Source organism: Rhodospirillales bacterium, from assembly GCA_014323865.1.
In the GTDB taxonomy this organism is placed as follows: Bacteria; Pseudomonadota; Alphaproteobacteria; order SP197; family SP197; genus SP197.
The window spans coordinates 15,855-32,718 of record JACONG010000010.1 but is presented as its reverse complement, the minus strand read 5'-3'; the positions used below and the strand labels follow the sequence as shown (position 1 = coordinate 32,718).

Sequence of the window (16,864 nt, the reverse complement as noted above, 5' to 3'; positions counted from 1 at the left end):
AGCCGCCCTTCGTACGACACCCAGACTTCCTCAAGCGCCCATTTTGCACACTGCGAGCGGGTCGACGGAAACTCGTAGAGAATAGTCATTGCGTTCTCCCGCAGTGATGCGGACGGAACGCTACTCAAGCGCCTTGACGATGTCCTCGACCATCTTCTTGGCGTCAGCGAAGAGCATCATCGTGCTGTCCATGTAGAACAGCGGATTGTCGATGCCGGCGTAACCCGGCGAGAGCGAGCGTTTGATCACCAGCACGGTGCCGGCCTTGTCGGCGTCCAGGATGGGCATGCCGGCAATGGGGCTCTGCGGGTCGGTCTTGGCAAGCGGATTGCAGACGTCGTTGGCACCGATCACAAAGGCGACGTCGGCCGTGGCGAACTGGGAGTTGATTTCTTCGAGCTCGAAGAGCTCGTCGTAGGGCACGTTGGCCTCGGCCAGCAGAACGTTCATGTGGCCCGGCATACGTCCGGCCACTGGGTGGATGGCGTAGGCCACCTCAACGTCCTCGTCCTTGAGCTTGTCGGCCATCTCGCACAGGGCGTGCTGGGCCTGGGCCACGGCCATGCCATAGCCCGGCACGATGATGACCTTGCGCGCGTTTTGCATGATGAAGGCAGCATCGTCGGCGCTGCCCTGTTTGACCGTGCGATCACCGAGATCGGCCGCCGCACCGCCATCGGCGCCGAAACCGCCGAGAATCACGCTGATGAACGAGCGGTTCATACCCTTGCACATGATGTAGCTCAGGATCGCGCCTGAGCTGCCGACCAGAGCGCCGGTTATGATCAGAAGCTCGTTCTCCAGCGTGAAGCCGATGCCCGCGGCCGCCCAGCCCGAGTAGCTGTTGAGCATGGAGACGACGACTGGCATGTCCGCACCGCCGATCGGGATGATCAGCGTGACGCCGATCAGAAAGGCGAGACCGGCGACGATCCAGAACGCCAGTTCCGCCTCGCCCGAGACGAACCACACGGTGACACCGATCATCACGAGGCCGATGGCGAGATTGAGAAGATGCTGGCCGGGGAAGACCACGGGCGCGCCGGAGACCAAGCCCTGCAGCTTGGCGAACGCGATGACGGAGCCCGAGAAGGTGATCGCGCCGATCGCCATGCCGAGGATCATCTCGATCTTGCTGGCGGTCTTGATCGTGCCGTCATCACTGACGATGCTGTAGACTTCGGGCGCGTAGAGCGCCGCCGCGGCGACCAGCACCGCCGCCATTCCGACAAGGCTGTGGAAGGCCGCGACGAGCTGGGGCATCGCCGTCATCTGGATGCGCAGCGCGATGACAACACCGATCGTGCCACCCAGCACCAGGCCACCGAGGATCCAAGTGTAGGACAGCACCGAGGGGTCGAGCACCGTGGTGACGACCGCGATGACCATGCCGGCGATACCGATGGCGTTGCCACGACGCGACGACGTCGGCGAACTCAGACCCTTGAGCGCCAGGATGAAACAGACCGCCGCGACCAGATAGGCGATGGCGGTGAGATTGGCGCTCATCGGTCACCTCCCTGCAGACGTTCCTTCTTCTTGAACATCTGGAGCATCCGCTGAGTGACAGTGAAACCGCCGAAGATGTTGACCGCCGCGAGCGTGACCGCGATGAAGCCGAGCACCTTGGCGACATTCATCTCGGCAGGGCCGACGGCAATCAGGGCGCCAACGATGATGACCGAGGAGATCGCGTTGGTGACGGCCATGAGCGGGGTGTGAAGCGCCGGTGTGACCGACCAGACGACGTAGTAGCCGACGAAGATCGCCAGAACGAAGATCGTGACCCGGAAAACGAAAGGATCGACCGCGGCTTCCATCGCTCAGCCCTCCTCGCGCAGCATGGGGTGGACCAGCTCACCCGCACGCATGGCGCAAGCCCCAGCGATGACCTCATCCTCGAAGTCGAGGGTGAGCGTGCCGTTCTCCTTGTCGATGAAGGGCTGTATCAGATTGAGCAGGTTGCGGGCATAAAGCGACGAGGCATCGGTCGCCATGCGCGCCGGGACATTGGCGAAGCCGACGATGGTGACACCCTCGGCCTGGACGACTTGGTCGTACTGCGTCAGCGCGCAATTGCCGCCGCCCTCGACCGCGAGGTCGACGATAACAGAACCCGGCTTCATCGCGCAAACCATCTCGGCGGTGATCAACTTCGGTGACGGCCGGCCGGGGATCTGCGCGGTGGTGATGCAGATGTCGCACTTCTTGAGCGCGGCCGCGATTGCCTCGGCCTGGCGTCGCTTGTAGTCCTCGCCCATCTCCTTGGCGTAGCCGCCGGAGCTTTCGGCATCTTCGACGCCCTCAACCTCGACAAAGCTGGCACCAAGACTCTCGACCTGTTCCTTCACGGCCGCCCGCACATCGAAAGCAGATACGACGGCACCAAGACGACGCGCCGTGGCGATGGCCTGGAGACCCGCGACGCCGGCACCCAGGATCAGCACCTTGGCGGGCGTCAGCGTGCCCGCCGCCGTCATCATCAGCGGCATGGCCCGCCTGTAGTAGATGCAGGCATCCAGCACGGATTTGTAGCCGGCCAGGTTGGCCTGAGACGAAAGCGCATCCATCGACTGCGCGCGGCTGATGCGCGGAACGAGCTCCATCGCCAACACCGTCAGGCGCTTGGCAGCGTAGGCCTGGAACTGGCCGCGATCGACCAGCGGATTGACCAGGCCGATCAGCACGGACCCGGCGGGAATCAGCGCGACCTCATCGGTCTCGCCTTCACACTCCACAGCCGGACGGCGCACCTTCAGCACCACCTCGGCACCGTCGAGCGTGCGGACCGGATCGCCCGCAATGCCAGCACCCGCCGTGCCGAACGCATCGTCCGTGATGCCCGACGCCGCACCGGCGCCAGCTTCAACGACAACCTCGACACCGAGCCCGACCAGCTTCTTCACCATGTCGGGCGAAGCGGCGACTCTGGTCTCACCAGGGTGCCGCTCCTTGAGAATCGCGACCTTCATCGGGTTTCCAACAACGTCAGGCAGGAAAATGTTGCAGTGCACAATGAAGGATCCGCCGCGGTTTGTGAAGGGCGTGGGCGACTCATTCCGTGCGGCAGCAAACACACTCGGGAACCGAAGACGCCTTGACCTGAAACGCCATCTCTCCATATCTAACCATGCGGCTAACTATAATGATGACTCCCTGTCCGCGACCTTCCACGCTCTGGCCAATCCGACACGCCGCGCGATCCCGGCACGGCTTGCCGAGAGCGAAGCCAAAATGGGCGCACTGGCCGAACCCTTCGCGATGTCGCTGCCGGCAATCTCGAAACACCTGAAAGTCCTGGAAAACGCGGGCCTGATCCGTCACACCGTAGACGGCCGCGTGCACCACCGCCGGCCTGCGCCGGAGCCGCTCGACGATGCGACAGGCTGGATCCGCGAACGCAGGGAGTTCTGGCAGAAGACGTTCAACCAGCTGGCCCGTTAGCTGGAAGACACCAGCGGCCGGACCGCTACTCGTGACGAGGCGGCCACCTGAACCGTGTCCGAGGAACACGAACTCAAGATCAGCCGACGCTTCAAGGTGCCACGCGAACGGGTGTTCGCGGCCTTTCTTGATCCTGTCGCACTCAGTGCCTGGTGGGCACCGAAGGCATGACCTGTCCGGCGCCGAAGGTCGATGCGGGTCGGTGGTGCCTACGAGCTCGCGATCCACAACAGTGAGGGCAACATCCACACAGTCGCCGGTGTCTACCGCGAGATCACCAAACCGGAGCGGCTGGTCTTCACATGGCGGTGGATCACCAATCCCGACGGGACCGAAATGCTGGTCACGCTGACCTTCACCACGGTCGGCAATGACACCGTTCTTGATCTTCACCAGACCCTGATGCCGTCGGACGAAGCGGCCCGTCTCCACAACGAAGGCTGGTCGAGCTCGTTCAACAAGCTCGAAGTTCACCTCTCGGGCTGACAGGCGCCTTCCCCACTCAACCAAGGGACACACCCATGGCCGACATCAAGCTTTACGGCTTCAACGCCTCCACCTTCGTGCGCACGATCCGCATCGGCCTCCACGAGAAGGACGTCGACTACAATCTCATGCCGCTTGAGATGGGCAGCGAGGAACACTTTGCTCTGAACGCGTTTCACTAGATCCCGATCATGGTGCACGGCGACACGGTGATTTATGAGTCGCTCGCGATCGCGACCTATCTCGACGTCCACTTCGGCGGGCCGCGCCTCGTCCCGGAAGACGCAGAAGCCGTCCGCACGATGCAGTGGGTCGGTGTCCACAACGACTCGGTCCAGGAGGCGCTGACCGTGGGCATCGTCCTCGAACGTGTCGTCAAGCCGATGTTCGGCATGGAGACCAACGAAGCGACCATCGCCGAGAACCTGCCCAAGGTGCAACACATACTGCCTGTGCTTGATGCCGCCGTCGCCGACAGCGGCCATTTCGGCAGCGCCGAACCCACGCTCGCCGACTGGTACTTCGTGCCGAGCATTGCCTATGGGCTCGGTTGCTCCGATACGGCTGACCTGATCGCCGCACAGCCGAACCTGTCGACCTGGTTCGAGCGCATGAACGCTCGTGACGCCGTTGCGGTAACGGTCCCGCATGTGGGCTGACCGTAAGGTGCACCCCGCTCGCGCGCGTGCCAATGGCCATGGCACCTCTGCTGACACGCCGCAGCCTGCTCCTAGCGCTCCCAGCTGCCGCATCTCACCACGCCGAGAGTCCGGGGAACTGCGCTATGCCCTGTTGTGTGTCGGTATTTCGATCGGCAGCCATCACATTGCCATCGCAAGCGACGACGACAACGGCGACCTCACGGTCGTTAATCGCGTTGAGATCGTGGTCGATCTTCTGCTGTTCGAAGCGATCCGGTTCGAACATGCCAGCACGGAAATCTGGTGCTGCAGACTCCTCGATCGCTTCGAATCCGAGACTTTCGACGACGGCGAATGGTACGTCGTCTCCGGCCATGCCATCCCGAATGGTCTCGCGCTGACTGCAAGGGAGTGGGACGACGAGAATCGGAACGCCGAGTCGCCGTTCCTTCGTCCTGTCCAAGGCGCAGGCCATAAACCGCGAGCAGCGCAATCAGCATGGAACCCGCCGCGCCGAATACGATGTTCGAGAGCATCGGCGCGGGCGGCCGGGTCCGGTGCCAGTTCCGGATTTGCTCATTTGACTCGAAAGATTGTGCGCTCTCGCCCGCAGCCCTTGGCGGTTCGCCGGTGAAGCTCTTTCTCAGGAACGACGATATCAAAGCGGTGACGGCCAGAGCCGAAGCCGCGGGTGCCATGATCCTGCGCAAGGCCAAGGACGAGTTCTCCGGCGAACGCACGGCCATGGTCTCCGACCCCTTCGGCTACGTCTGGTTCCTCTCTGCGCCGATCGAAGAGGTCAGCCCCGCGGAGATGCAGGAGCGCTGAAACGACGCAATGCTGGTCGAGTAATGCTCTCAGCCCGCGACAAGCAGTTCCAGCGGCATTTCGGATAACTTGCGGGTGCCGTCCTTGCCGTAGACCAGCATGTCGATCAGGTCGGTGTTGAAAAGGCTCCCATAGTTGGTAACAATGTTCTCCTCGAATATATGGTCCAGATACCTGTCGTCGACCAGATGCAAGTAGAAGTCGCCAATCCAGCCGAGCTCGTGACCCAAGCCCAGCCCGCCGTTCTGTCCAGATGCCGACTTCCTCGTAGTGGGCGCGCAAGGGCCGGATGACCTCGGCGGCTGACATGCTGGCATTCACCTCCGAACAGATTACATCGAAGCTTCCACCGGATTTCTTGTACTGCTCTGCTGCGGCTCGTCGCCGACGTAGTACCCGCGCAACGTATTGGCGTTACAGCGATTGAAGACACCGCAGATGTCGGCGCCGAGGATCTCACCCTTCTGGATGACCTTGCGGGAGGCCATGGTGTGCCGTTCGACATTGGCACCTCCACATCCATGGGCGAGGTGTTCAAGATCGGGATCAGCGCGGAGAACTCGCCGCCCGCCGCCATCATCGCAGCCATATCTGACCGAAGAGTTCGAGCTCGATGATGCCGGATCGCAGGTTCGCCATGATCGTGTGGTGGCCGATGTCGCAGATGCGCATGGCCTCTTCGGTCTAGGCGATCTCTTGGGCCGACTTCTGGCACCGGACGCGGCGCATCAACTCGCTCATGTCGACCGGACGACAGCCGTGGGTCAGGAAGGCACCCTCGAACATCGTGCTGATCGTGTGATTGGAGACGTAGATCCAGAATTCCATGCTCACCGTGCCACCGAGCCAGCCTTCGGCCTTGAGCTCCTTCATCATGAAACGGATGTTGGGTCGACCTCGCGGTCGGGCGTGTAGCGGTTGTCTCGGCAGATCGAGGTGCGGGCCAGCACCGGCTCCTCGGTCGAGTTGTCGAAATGTATGAAACGAACGGACTCCACATGCACCGCCGTGCCGTAACGCTGCGGATAACGCATCGGCCCCTGCCCCGTATGCCAGGAGGCGAAGAAGCCGTGGGTCCAGGCGACACCCTCGGGTGAGGTGTTCCAGAGCAGGTCGCGCCGCTGTTCGCTCGCCATGCCGAGCAGGCGTTCCAGGCGCGCGGCGTACTCCTCCTCGGTGAACGACACCTCAAACGCCACCATTCTGGTGGCGTCGACGTGCCCGGGTTGCGGACCGACACCGGTCATGGCGTCCTCCTAGGCTGCGAACAGGCGTCCATCCGCACCGATGGTCGGGCAGAGCCCGCAGGCAGGGTGATCGCCCAAGGCGCGGCCGTGTTCGGCAAACTCCGGCAGAAAGTCGGGATTGCAGCCCCCGGGTCTTTGCGTGAGGCGAACGTCGGCACCGAGGTACTGTGCCGACACCGTACGGCGCTGCATGCCGTCGGGCAGGTTGCCCGAGCCACCGTGAATCACCATGCCGTGGAAGATCACGATGTCGCCGGGATCCATGGCCCAGCCGAGGAACTCGTACTCGTCGCAATCGGAACCGGAGAAGTCGGGCACCGGGATGGTCTCGTACTCCTTGAGGTCCATTTCGCCGCCGAGGTTGCCGTCCTCGAAATGCGGTTTGGCAAGCGGCTTCTCCCAGAGGTGCGAGCCCTTCACGAACTGCAGTTCCGTGCCCTGCGGCACGGGATCGATCGAGGTCCAGACACTCAATGCCTGGCACCCCTCGGCGCACCAGTAGGTCTGGTCCTGATGCCACGGCGTACGCGACCGGGTTCCGGGCGAGCGCACGAAGACGGTGGCGTAGAAGGCATGCGCCTTTTCCTCACCGAACATCTGCGCTGCGATCGGTCCCAGCGGCGACTGCGTCATGTAGCGGTGCAGGTGCGGATTGTGACCGACCGTGATGGTGTCGACACAGAGACGCTTACCGCTGGCGTCGCCCTTAAGCCAGTCCATCATGCGGTCGCTAGGCTGTTCGATATCGAGCGTGATCCCGGCCTCGAGTTCCGCCAGCCATTCGTCGTTAAGCACGCCCTTGATCATGACCGCGCCGTCTTCCTGGAACGCCCGGACCTGCTCGCCGGGAACCAGAAACACTTCTGCCTGCGCCATGCCAGCCTCCCCGTTGTCGCGGCGAAACTAGAGGATCTTCCTCTTGATCTGGATCGAAAAAGGGGATTCCCCTTTGTTCCAACCCATATCCTCTACCCGCAGGGGCTTCGGGAGTCAAATATGGGGCGTTGGTACGGATTGGACCTTCGCCGCCGGGTCGTTGATGCGATCAAGGGCAGTCTATCGGCGCGTGGTGCGGCGGCGCGATGCTCTGTCGCGCCATCGACGGCGATCACCTGGCATCGTCGTTGGCGCGAGAGGTGCTCGCTGGCGCGCGAACGGCAGGGCCAGGATGACAATCAATCCTGTGAGCAATCCTGCGGGTTCGAAGCCGGACAGGCACGCGGCCTTTGTTCCCGGTCTGGCCGAGAGCCTCGGTGAAGAAGCTTGCGGCCCGTCCCATCGTCATACCCGAAGGTCTCGTCGGCAACAGGTCTCCGGGCGATGCGAAGGCCTATCTGCGCAGTTTTCCCGATGGCAGCGAATGAAATCAGGTGGTTCAACACGCAACAATGCCTCCAAAGAAATGCGGCGCTCTCAGAGTTTGAGAACGCCGCATAACGTCTTGCGTATGTTGAGCCTCGTGCGGCCTAGCGCTTCGAGAACTGGAAGCTGCGTCGGGCCTTGCGCTTACCGTACTTCTTGCGCTCGACAACGCGCGGGTCGCGGGTCAAGAAGCCCAAGCTCTTCAGCGTCTTGCGCAGCGCGGGCTCATAGGCAACCAGCGCCTTGGAGATGCCGTGGCGCACCGCACCGGCCTGGCCCGAAAGGCCACCGCCCTTGACGGTACAGAAGACGTCGTACTGCTCGAGTCGGTCGGCGACCTGGAACGGCTGGCTCAGGATCAGACGCCACGTGCCGCGGGTGAAGTACTCCTCGATCGAACGGCCGTTCACGATGACGCGGCCGGCGCCGGGCTTCAGCCACACACGCGCAATCGCGTTCTTGCGCTTGCCGGTGGCGTAGGAGCGGCCGTGCTTGTCGATCTGCGGATCGGGCAGTTCGACCGGCTCTTCGGTCATGACGGGCACAACAGGCGCTTCGGCCTCGGGGATCACGGTCTCAGTTGCGGCCATGGTTCAGGCTGCCCTCTTGTTCTTGCGGTTGCGCGCGGCGAGATCGAGCACCTCAGGCTGCTGCGCCTCATGTGGGTGCTCAGGACCGGCATAGACCTTGAGCTTCTTCATCACCTGGCGACCCAGCGAGTTGCGCGTGATCATGCGCTCGACGGCCTTGATGACGACCCGCTCGGGGTGCTCGCCATCAAGACGCGCACCCAAGGTCTGGCCCTTGATGCCGCCATGATGGCCGGTGTGCCAGTAGAAGGTCTCGCCGTCACGCTTGTTGCCGGTGAGATGGACCTTCTCGGCGTTGATGACTACGACGAAGTCGCCGCAATCGACATGCGGCGAGAAGGTCGGCTTGTGCTTGCCGCGCAGGATGTCGGCGATCTCGACGGCCATGCGCCCGAGGATCATATCCTCAGCGTTCACGACGTACCACTTGCGCTCGACCTCAGCGGGTTTGGCGACGTAAGTCTTCATGATGTTCTTTGTCTCATAAAGTCAGGGCCGCTGTGCCGTTTGACACCGCAGCCCTAGGGGTCCGCAACCTAACACAAGGGCCTGCGGAGTCAACGCACCGAAGAGTTGATTTCGCAGCCCGTTTGGCAGGCCCTATCTGCTGTGAAATGGTCCGAAAAGCGGGGCTTGGCAAGGCTATGGAAGAGACCAGTTCAAACGACCGCACGGTCGAGGCGCTCCAGGACGTCCTGATGGCGATGATTCCGCCGATCAACCAGAAGTTCTTCCATTCCCGCATGCTGCGCGCCTAGGGCCATTCCAAGGGCGGTGCGCGCAATTGGGAGTGGATCGGGAAGATGCAGCGCACCAAGGCGCTGGTCGGCGTCACGACACGGCTCGGCGGCGGCCCCGTCGACCGTGACGCCGAACCGATCACGATCGGCACCACGCCGAAGGCCATCTTCCTGGCCGATGCCGAGCAGATCCTGGGATTCATCGCAGCCGTCGATCGCGTGATGGATGCCTGCGCCGACGATGAGGCACGTGCGACACTTCTGACCATTGCCGATGCCGAACGCGCCGATGTCGAGGTGCTGGAGGCCTTGGCGTTGGGCTCGGAGGGGATTGAGGAACCGGCCAACCGCAAACATCTGCTGCCGAAGATGGGCGGCACTGATATCGCCACAGCGGCGATCAAAGGCACCCTGCCCGTCATGACCTCGGCGGTGAGCCAGATTTTCTTTCACAGCCTGAAGCACGAACACGGCGGCTGGGAAGACCTCACCGAACGCGAACTCAATGCCGCACTGGTCATGATGTACCGCAGCGAGGCGTTACTCGAACGGCTGCTCGATCTCGGCGGCCTGCCCGCCGGGTCGGCCCAGGGTGAGGCCCGGATCGGTGAGGGCGACCGGGGCGCGGATCAAATGGCGCTGCCGCTGCACAACGCCGTGATCGCCTCGCTCGAACGCGGACTTGAAACCGTGAGCGGTGAGGTCGATCCCATGACCCACACCCTGTTCGACTCGAAGCCGAGATCTTCGGAGAATTCGCAGGACTCGGTGATGTCTGACACGAAGAGCTGGGGCTCCGCCGCGAGGATTTTGGGTGCTTCCGGGTGGAGACGACTGGTCTGGACCATGGCGCTGCCGATCCGCTGAACGTTTCCGCAGCTTCGGGTTGGCAACCGGTCTAGAGCAACCGTTTCGCGCGTGATCGGCTTGCTGGCGGGACCGGCACACGCCACATTGTGCTCATGACCGATGACATCCTTCTCCGCGACGACGCCAAGGGCGTAGCCCGCCTCACGCTGAATCGTCCGAAGCAGCGCAACGCGCTCTCGGTCGGGCTTATGGCCGCCCTCCAGGACGAGCTTGACGCCATCGCCGCCGACCGCGCCATCCATGTCGTGACGATTGCGGGCAACGGCCCCACCTTCTGCGCCGGCCACGATCTCAAGGAAATCCGCGCCAATCCAGGCCGGGGCAACTACGATGATCTCTTCGCCCAGTGCAGCCAGCTGATGACCTCCATCGTCACCCTGCCCAAGCCGGTGATCGCCCAAGTGCACGGCATTGCGACGGCGGCGGGCTGCCAGCTTGTCGCGACCTGCGATCTGGCCGTGGCGACGACCGACGCGCGCTTCGCGACGCCGGGGGTCAACATCGGGCTGTTCTGCTCGACGCCCATGGTCGCGTTGTCTCGCAACGTGGCGCGCAAGCAAGCCATGGAGATGCTGCTGACCGGCGACATGGCCGATGCCGAGAGCGCCAAGGCGATGGGGCTTGTGAACCGCGTTGTCGACGCGGATGCCCTGGCCGACGAGACCCTGGCTCTGGCTCGCCAGATCGCCTCGAAATCGCCGCTGACGCTTGCTGTCGGCAAGGAGGCCTTCTACCGCCAGCTCGAGATGCCGCTCGACGATGCTTATCTTTATGCCAGCACGGTGATGGCCGAGAACATGATGGCGCGCGACGCCGAGGAAGGGATCGACGCCTTCCTTGAGAAGCGCCAGCCGACCTGGACCGGCGAATAGCTTTGGATCATGAGACTTACGAAGACGAGTACCTGCGCGGCATTCTGCGGCGCTGCCGGACCATCGCCATGGTCGGCGCCAGTCCCAACTGGGCGCGCCCCAGCAACTTCGTCTTCAAATACCTGCAGGCCAAGGGATACCGCGTGATTCCGGTCAACCCGACATCGGCCGGCAAGGAGATCCACGGTGAGATCGTATACGGCTCGCTGACAGAGGTGCCCGTATGCTTCGATATGGTCGACATCTTTCGCAACGCGGAGGCCGCGGGCCCGATCACCGACGAAGCGATCGCGCTCAAGGACAAGCACCAGATCGATACGGTCTGGATGCAGCTCGGCGTGCGTAACAACGAAGCCGCGGCACGGACCGAGGCGGCGGGCCTCAACGTCGTGATGAACCGCTGCCCCAAGATCGAGTATGGCCGCCTCTCCAGCGAACTCTCCTGGGGCGGCATCAACTCCGGGATCATCACCGCCAAGGCGCTGAAGATATGAGGTGGCCCCTCACCCTCCCACTGATTCGCGTCGGGTCCCTCCCTTTCCGGCCCGAGGGAGAAGGGATGACCTGCGCAAATGTCCCCTCGACCCAACGGGGAAGAGTGAGGGGACCCGCCGGATCGTATCGCTCACCGCAGCGGCCAGTATCGCCCTCCTCCTTTCGGGTTGTTCCTCGATCGACTGGGAGCGGACGGGGCAGCTCTGGCCGGGGTCGTTGTGCGATGCTGCGTCGCAATGCACCTGGGACGCCGACGGCGATCTCTACACACACCGGTAGGTCCCGATGAGCGACGGCAAGCCCGACTATGGCCTCGAAACCCGCACAGTGCATGCCGAGGCCCGGCCCGATCCCGTGACCGGTGCGCGCGCCACGCCGATCTACCAGACCACGAGCTACGTCTTCGACGACGTCAACCATGCCGCCTCGCTCTTCAACCTGCAGACCTTCGGCTACATCTATTCGCGCCTCACCAACCCAACGGTCGCGGTGCTCGAGGAGAAGGTCGCGAACCTCGATGACGGCCGCGCCGCAGTGGCCTGCGCGTCAGGCCATGCCGCGCAGTTCCTCGCCTTCTTCACCTTGCTGGAGCCCGACGACCACATCGTCGCCTCGAAGTTCCTCTATGGCGGCTCGGTCAACCAGTTCACCAAGTCCTTCGGCAAACTCGGCTGGCATGCCGACCTGATCGACTCCAACGACACCGGCCTGGTCGAGGCCACCATCCGGCCCAACACAAAGGCGATCTTCGTCGAGGCGCTGGCCAATCCCGGTGGCGTGATCGTCGATCTCGACCGCTGGCGGAGATCGCCCGGCACCACGCCATCCCGCTCATCGTCGACAACACCATGGCAACGCCCTGGCTGTACCGGCCGTTCCACTGGGGTGCGGATATCGTCACCCACTCGGCGACCAAGTTCATCGGCGGGCACGACACGTCGATGGGCGGGCTTGTGGTCGAGTCCGGCAAGTTCGACTGGTATGGCAGCGGGAAGTTTCCCGGAATGACCGAACCCGAGCCAACCTATCATGGCCTGACCTTCGCAGAGACCTTTGGTGACATCGGTTTCACCATGAAGGCCCGCGCCTTTGCCCTGCGCGACTTTGGAACGGCCCTGTCACCGACCAATGCCTTCAACCTCATCACCGGCTGCAAGACCCCGCCGCTGAGGATGCAGCGCCATTGCGACAACGTGATGGAAATTTCCCAATTCCTTGAAAACCACCCCAAGGTCGCCTGGATGTCCTATGCAGGGCTGCCCTCAAGCCCTTATCGCGCGCTCGCCGGGAAGTACCTCGAACACGGCTTCGGCAGTGTCTTCACCTTCAGCCTCAAGGGCGGTTTCGAAGCGGGCTGCCGTGTGGTCGAGGCCTCGAATCTGTTCAGCCACCTCGCCAACGTCGGCGACACCCGCAGCCTCATCCTGCACCCGACCAGCACCACCCACCACCAGCTTACCCAAGAGCAGCGCGACGCCGACGACGACACCATCCGGCTCTCCTTCGGCATCGAAACCGCCGCCGACCTCATCGCCGATCTCGATCAGGCCCTGGCCGAAGCCTGATCTGCGCCGCAGTCGTCAGGTACCCGACCAGCGTCACCAGCACGATTCCTCCTCCGACCACCGTCCACATGCCCGGAACCTCGGCCAGGAAAAGGAAACCCCAAAGCGGGACGAGCGGCATCTCGAGCGTGCTCAGCAGTCCAGCTTCGGCAGCGCGGATGCGGAGAACGCCTTCGGCCAGCATGATTGTAGCGGCGGCATGCGCGATGCCGAAGGCGCAGACGAGCAGGAGGTCGTAGCCGGAGATCGCCAGGGGATCGGTCATCAGCCAGCCGACCAGAACGAGCTGCAGGCTTGAGATGGGGCCGACGGCCAAGGTCATGGGGCGCTGCGGATAACGCCGCATGATGACCATCATCAGCGCCATCAGGACGGTCATGCCGACCGCCAAAAGGTCGCCCGAGAGGTTAGGCGTGCCGGATGAACCGCCGACCATGACAGCGACGCCGATGACACAGAAGGCAGCCGCCACGAGGGTCGTGCAGCCCGGCGCCTCACGCATCCAGAACAAGGCGATGGCTGCGGCGGCAAACGGCGCCGTCGCATAGATGATCGCAACATTGGCGACGGCGGTGTTCTTGAAGGCAGCGATAAAGCAGATCGTCGCCGCACTGCCGACGGCGGCCGCGGCCCAGCCAGCCAGGCCGAGCCGACTGGCGTCGGTCAGCGCACTGCCGCCCTGGCGCCAGACGAGATAGGCCCACATCAGCACTGCGGCCAGCGCGCCCCGCCAGAACAGCACGGTCCAGACATCGGCTTCGACGCTCTTGGTGAAGATGCCGGCACCGCTCCAGGCGACCGCCGAGCCGATCACCAACAGGCGTCCGAGTGTCTCGGCGTTCCGGGCTTGCTGTCTGCTTGAGGCGAGGTTCGTCATGGCCGCGATCCTGCGACAGCCGTGCTGACAGCGTATTGTCAGCAGCTTGCGTGCTGGCCCCTTCCGCAAGCAGCCTCTATCGAAGCCGCTATGCCCACGGTTCCCACGCCGGACCGGTGCCAACTCCTGATGGGCTTGGGTTGCGCCGTCCCGGTGGCTATCCTCTGGGCGGGCTTGATGGTGACGTCACGTTATGACGCGACAAGCAGTCTGCTGGTCAGCAACATCACGCTGCTGCGCTTCCTGGGCTCGGGCTTGGTGATGGCGCCGGTCTTCTGGAAGCGCCGCTGGGAGATCATGGACGCCGGGTGGCCGCCGCTGCCGGTGCTCTCGATGATGGGCGGTGTGCCCTACAGCCTGGCGTCGGTCGGCGGGCTGGCGTTCGCGCCGGCGGCCCAGGGCGCCACCGTTATCCCCGGCGCACTGGACGTCTTCGTCGCCCTGCTCGCCTGGGCCTGGATCGGCGAACGACCCTCGGGCGATCAATGGCTCGGCCTGGGGATCGTGCTTGCTGCGCTGGCGCTGATTGGCATCAAGGACAGTCAGTTCGGCACCTGGCAGGGCACGCATTCTTCCTCGCCGCAGCGCTCATGTGGGCAGCCTTCACGATGGGTACGCGGGTCTACGGCCTGAGCCCGCTGACCAATGTGGCGATTATCGCCGTGGTCCCGGCCATCTGGTAAGCCCCGCTCGTGCTGCTGTTCGATCCCACGACCGTTCCCGAAGAGCCGTGGCACGAGAGCGCACTGCAGTTCGTCTATCAGGGCTTTCTCACAGGCGCCCTGGCGCCGATCCTCTACACCCGCGCGATCCGCACGATCGGTCCACAGCGCGCCGCGCTCGTGATGATCTTCGTTCGGTGCTGGCGACACCGATTGTCTGGGGCCTGCTCGACGAGGTGCCGAATACGCTGACGATGATCGGCATGACCCTGGTGCTGCCCGGCATCGCGCTGGGCGGTAGGCTATCAGGTTTCGCCGCTCTCCCCGCCCGCCGGATCGGCCGGCGGGCTGATCAGGCACAGCGCTCCACCGCAGCAGGGATCGACGTTGGTGTGGCACGTGCTGCACTGCACGTCACCGTGAACATCCACGGGACAGGCGATGGGGTCGTTGCAGAACGGACAGGAGAAGTCGGTCATCGGCATATCCCCATCGATCCCTCCGCACAGACTCGCTCGCCGTCGATCCAGATGGCGCCGGAGAGATCGGTGCCGGTCAGGTCGACATCGCGCAGGTTCGCACCGGTGAAGTCGACGCCGGAGAGATTGGCGAACTGGAACTTGGCGTTACGCGCTGCGACATCGCGCATCGACGCACCCGAAAGATCCGCCCGGTCGAACCGGGCGTCGGTCAGCGCCGCGCCGTCGAACACGGTGTCAACCAGGATCGATTCCACGAAGCGCACCCGGTAGCCGTCGATGCCGGAGAAGTTGCTGCCGGTGTGATCGGCATTGCTGAGCGAGGCGCCGCGCAGGTTGCCGTCCGACATGTCGGAAGCGGGAAACGAGATGCCCTGCAGGTTGCAGCTTCGCCAGTCGACCCCGGGGGCCGGAAGGTCGGAACAGCCAGCATGGGCGGGCCGCAGGGCGAAGCCTGCGGCGGCAACGATCAGGGCGAGACAAACGACACGGACAGCAGACATGAGCTCATGACACCATTGCTTCAGGACACAGACAACCGCTTACCCTACTCCGGCAGATAACAGCACCGGCAAGGCCCCGCACCCAACCGCTTTCCGTCGCACCAGGCGTCGGGGTGCACCCGGTCGCCACGCCACAGGCCGCGACCGGCATTGTTCGCCTGGGATTCGGCGGCTTGAAGATTGTTGGCGAAATAGGCGTGGGAGGTCGCCATGCCGGCGCGCAGCATCTCCTCACCGATAGCGGTGTCGTCGTCGCGGCGCAGCGCCATACACTCACCATCGGGTTCGTCGTCGCAGTACATGCAGCAGGCCAGTTCGCGCTCGTCGACCAGGGCAGCCAGCGTGGACCGGGCTTCGAGGCCGCAATCCCACTCGACGCCGTCGATGCGGCAGACCTGACAGAGCTCCGGCGCTTCAACGCTGACCAGTCGGATGATATCGACGAGGCCGTTGTCGCGGGTGAAGTGCAGGGTGTGGCCATCAATGGCATCCGCCACGCCACGATGGACGGGCGTTTCGCAAGCCGACGTCACCGTGCCCCAGAACGCGGACGCCCCGATGGCTCCACAAAGCAGACAAAGCGATACGGCGACAGCGCGGATCATGACCTGAATATAGGTCTGCCCCGCGCAAAGGCACGGGATCGGGATTCAAAATCTCGCGGGGTTCGGATGCGCGGGGTTTGGGGTGGCTAGTCGGATTCGAACCGACGACCTCCTGGACCACAACCAGGCGCTCTAACCAACTGAGCTATAGCCACCACAGGCCACGTTGGAGCCTAAGAAAAAAGGGCGTTTCGATGCGCTTGGCTCCAAGGCGCGCGTCTGTACGATGAAGGCCCTTCCGGGTCAACCGTCAACATGCTTCCAAACATGGACCGCGTCATCTCATGATCACCGCCGCGAACGTTGCCAATCTGGCCTCCGAGACCGCCTTTGCCGTGCTCGGACGCGCCACGGAACTCCAAGCACAGGGCCGTTCGATCATCAACCTTGGCATCGGCCAGCCCGACTTCAAGACGCCTGAGCACATCGTCGAGTCCGGCATTCGGGCGCTACGCGACGGCCACCACGGCTACGCACCGGCCCCGGGTATCATGGCCCTGCGCGAGGCGGTCGCCGCCGATACCTTGCGCCACAGGGGCGTCGAGGTCTCGCCCGAGCAGGTCATATGATCGTGCCGGGCGGCAAGATAACGCACCCA

Annotated in this window: 25 protein-coding genes, 1 tRNA gene and 2 pseudogenes; 12 read left to right on the top strand and 16 right to left on the bottom strand. The window is 63.6% G+C overall.

From position 1 onward, the window contains the following. Positions 1-120: 120 nt before the first annotated feature. Genes GDA49_04440 through GDA49_04430 form a run of 3 tightly spaced genes read right to left on the bottom strand, consistent with a single transcriptional unit; the run spans position 121 to position 2,972 of the window. A complete protein-coding gene (locus tag GDA49_04440) occupies positions 121-1,509 on the bottom strand; it encodes an NAD(P)(+) transhydrogenase (Re/Si-specific) subunit beta (GenBank protein MBC6439655.1) in 1,389 nt (462 codons plus the stop codon). Beyond that, positions 1,506-1,820 (bottom strand): NAD(P) transhydrogenase subunit alpha, encoded by a 315-nt coding sequence (locus tag GDA49_04435; protein MBC6439654.1) that lies wholly within the window; start codon positions 1,818-1,820, stop codon positions 1,506-1,508. Before GDA49_04435 ends, GDA49_04440 begins: the two co-directional genes overlap by 4 nt. Before the next feature lie 3 nt (positions 1,821-1,823). Beyond that, positions 1,824-2,972: a Re/Si-specific NAD(P)(+) transhydrogenase subunit alpha gene (locus tag GDA49_04430; protein ID MBC6439653.1), complete on the bottom strand. Its 1,149-nt coding sequence runs from the start codon at positions 2,970-2,972 to the stop codon at positions 1,824-1,826. 43 nt (positions 2,973-3,015) lie between these two features. Between GDA49_04430 and GDA49_04425 the strand changes: the two genes are divergently transcribed. The 4 genes from GDA49_04425 (at position 3,016) to GDA49_04410 (ending at position 4,589) form a co-directional block, all read left to right on the top strand. Next, positions 3,016-3,444, top strand: a complete 429-nt coding sequence (locus GDA49_04425; protein ID MBC6439652.1) for a winged helix-turn-helix transcriptional regulator — start codon at positions 3,016-3,018, stop codon at positions 3,442-3,444. 192 nt (positions 3,445-3,636) lie between these two features. Continuing rightward, the gene (locus GDA49_04420) at positions 3,637-3,930 is read left to right on the top strand and encodes an SRPBCC domain-containing protein (protein ID MBC6439651.1); all 294 of its coding nucleotides are present in this window, start codon (positions 3,637-3,639) and stop codon (positions 3,928-3,930) included. A 35-nt stretch (positions 3,931-3,965) separates the two neighbouring features. Beyond that, positions 3,966-4,112, top strand: a complete 147-nt coding sequence (locus tag GDA49_04415; GenBank protein ID MBC6439650.1) for a glutathione S-transferase N-terminal domain-containing protein — start codon at positions 3,966-3,968, stop codon at positions 4,110-4,112. A 9-nt stretch (positions 4,113-4,121) separates the two neighbouring features. After that, on the top strand, positions 4,122-4,589 hold the full coding sequence (locus GDA49_04410; GenBank protein MBC6439649.1) for a glutathione S-transferase family protein: 468 nt from the start codon (positions 4,122-4,124) through the stop codon (positions 4,587-4,589). A 94-nt stretch (positions 4,590-4,683) separates the two neighbouring features. Here GDA49_04410 and GDA49_04405 read toward each other — a convergent pair whose 3' ends face one another. After that, positions 4,684-4,947: a hypothetical protein gene (locus GDA49_04405; protein ID MBC6439648.1), complete on the bottom strand. Its 264-nt coding sequence runs from the start codon at positions 4,945-4,947 to the stop codon at positions 4,684-4,686. 122 nt (positions 4,948-5,069) lie between these two features. Here GDA49_04405 and GDA49_04400 point away from each other — a divergent pair, with 122 nt between their 5' ends. After that, positions 5,070-5,399: a VOC family protein gene (locus tag GDA49_04400; GenBank protein ID MBC6439647.1), complete on the top strand. Its 330-nt coding sequence runs from the start codon at positions 5,070-5,072 to the stop codon at positions 5,397-5,399. A 29-nt stretch (positions 5,400-5,428) separates the two neighbouring features. On the opposite strand, the gene GDA49_04395 is transcribed toward GDA49_04400, so the two are convergent. The 7 genes from GDA49_04395 to rplM all read right to left on the bottom strand — a co-directional run bounded on the left by GDA49_04395 (position 5,429) and on the right by rplM (position 9,066). Continuing rightward, entirely contained in the window at positions 5,429-5,629 is a 201-nt protein-coding gene (locus tag GDA49_04395) for a hypothetical protein (protein MBC6439646.1), read from the bottom strand. 102 nt (positions 5,630-5,731) lie between these two features. Next, positions 5,732-5,887 carry a hypothetical protein gene (locus tag GDA49_04390; GenBank protein MBC6439645.1) on the bottom strand — a complete coding sequence of 52 codons (156 nt, stop codon included), beginning with the start codon at positions 5,885-5,887 and terminating at the stop codon, positions 5,732-5,734. Positions 5,888-6,083: 196 nt separating this feature from the next. Further along, a complete protein-coding gene (locus GDA49_04385; GenBank protein ID MBC6439644.1) occupies positions 6,084-6,275 on the bottom strand; it encodes a hypothetical protein in 192 nt (63 codons plus the stop codon). After that, on the bottom strand, positions 6,272-6,646 hold the full coding sequence (locus GDA49_04380; protein MBC6439643.1) for a hypothetical protein: 375 nt from the start codon (positions 6,644-6,646) through the stop codon (positions 6,272-6,274). Before GDA49_04380 ends, GDA49_04385 begins: the two co-directional genes overlap by 4 nt. A gap of 9 nt (positions 6,647-6,655) precedes the next feature. Continuing rightward, a complete protein-coding gene (locus GDA49_04375; protein ID MBC6439642.1) occupies positions 6,656-7,522 on the bottom strand; it encodes a phytanoyl-CoA dioxygenase family protein in 867 nt (288 codons plus the stop codon). Between the two features lie 590 nt (positions 7,523-8,112). Continuing rightward, positions 8,113-8,544: a 30S ribosomal protein S9 gene (gene rpsI, locus GDA49_04370; protein MBC6439641.1), complete on the bottom strand. Its 432-nt coding sequence runs from the start codon at positions 8,542-8,544 to the stop codon at positions 8,113-8,115. Positions 8,545-8,601: 57 nt separating this feature from the next. After that, positions 8,602-9,066, bottom strand: coding sequence for a 50S ribosomal protein L13 (gene rplM, locus GDA49_04365; GenBank protein MBC6439640.1), 465 nt, complete (start codon positions 9,064-9,066; stop codon positions 8,602-8,604). 335 nt (positions 9,067-9,401) lie between these two features. Here rplM and GDA49_04360 point away from each other — a divergent pair, with 335 nt between their 5' ends. The 4 genes and pseudogenes from GDA49_04360 (at position 9,402) to GDA49_04345 (ending at position 13,140) form a co-directional block, all read left to right on the top strand. Continuing rightward, positions 9,402-10,205 carry a hypothetical protein gene (locus GDA49_04360; protein MBC6439639.1) on the top strand — a complete coding sequence of 268 codons (804 nt, stop codon included), beginning with the start codon at positions 9,402-9,404 and terminating at the stop codon, positions 10,203-10,205. 95 nt (positions 10,206-10,300) lie between these two features. Further along, positions 10,301-11,080 carry an enoyl-CoA hydratase gene (locus GDA49_04355; protein ID MBC6439638.1) on the top strand — a complete coding sequence of 260 codons (780 nt, stop codon included), beginning with the start codon at positions 10,301-10,303 and terminating at the stop codon, positions 11,078-11,080. Positions 11,081-11,148: 68 nt separating this feature from the next. After that, positions 11,149-11,574, top strand: a complete 426-nt coding sequence (locus GDA49_04350; protein ID MBC6439637.1) for a CoA-binding protein — start codon at positions 11,149-11,151, stop codon at positions 11,572-11,574. Between the two features lie 286 nt (positions 11,575-11,860). Next, positions 11,861-13,140: pseudogene (locus GDA49_04345) on the top strand (aminotransferase class I/II-fold pyridoxal phosphate-dependent enzyme). Here the strand turns inward: GDA49_04345 and GDA49_04340 are convergent. After that, positions 13,103-14,017 (bottom strand): DMT family transporter, encoded by a 915-nt coding sequence (locus GDA49_04340; GenBank protein MBC6439636.1) that lies wholly within the window; start codon positions 14,015-14,017, stop codon positions 13,103-13,105. The pseudogene GDA49_04345 and the gene GDA49_04340 sit on opposite strands and share 38 nt — an antisense overlap. A 90-nt stretch (positions 14,018-14,107) precedes the next feature. Between GDA49_04340 and GDA49_04335 the strand changes: the two genes are divergently transcribed. Then, a complete protein-coding gene (locus tag GDA49_04335; protein MBC6439635.1) occupies positions 14,108-14,650 on the top strand; it encodes a DMT family transporter in 543 nt (180 codons plus the stop codon). A gap of 59 nt (positions 14,651-14,709) precedes the next feature. Then, positions 14,710-14,931 carry a hypothetical protein gene (locus GDA49_04330; GenBank protein MBC6439634.1) on the top strand — a complete coding sequence of 74 codons (222 nt, stop codon included), beginning with the start codon at positions 14,710-14,712 and terminating at the stop codon, positions 14,929-14,931. Positions 14,932-14,984: 53 nt separating this feature from the next. Here GDA49_04330 and GDA49_04325 read toward each other — a convergent pair whose 3' ends face one another. The 4 genes from GDA49_04325 to GDA49_04310 form a co-directional block, all read right to left on the bottom strand. Continuing rightward, the gene (locus GDA49_04325) at positions 14,985-15,158 is read right to left on the bottom strand and encodes a hypothetical protein (protein ID MBC6439633.1); all 174 of its coding nucleotides are present in this window, start codon (positions 15,156-15,158) and stop codon (positions 14,985-14,987) included. Continuing rightward, the gene (locus GDA49_04320) at positions 15,155-15,661 is read right to left on the bottom strand and encodes a pentapeptide repeat-containing protein (GenBank protein ID MBC6439632.1); all 507 of its coding nucleotides are present in this window, start codon (positions 15,659-15,661) and stop codon (positions 15,155-15,157) included. The genes GDA49_04325 and GDA49_04320 overlap by 4 nt, the downstream gene beginning before the upstream one ends. 44 nt (positions 15,662-15,705) lie before the next feature. Continuing rightward, on the bottom strand, positions 15,706-16,266 hold the full coding sequence (locus tag GDA49_04315) for a thermonuclease family protein (protein ID MBC6439631.1): 561 nt from the start codon (positions 16,264-16,266) through the stop codon (positions 15,706-15,708). A 78-nt stretch (positions 16,267-16,344) separates the two neighbouring features. Next, a tRNA-His gene (locus GDA49_04310) sits at positions 16,345-16,421 on the bottom strand. 129 nt (positions 16,422-16,550) lie between these two features. Between GDA49_04310 and GDA49_04305 the strand changes: the two are divergent. Next, a pseudogene (locus GDA49_04305) lies at positions 16,551-16,858 on the top strand (aminotransferase class I/II-fold pyridoxal phosphate-dependent enzyme). Positions 16,859-16,864 lie beyond the last annotated feature (6 nt).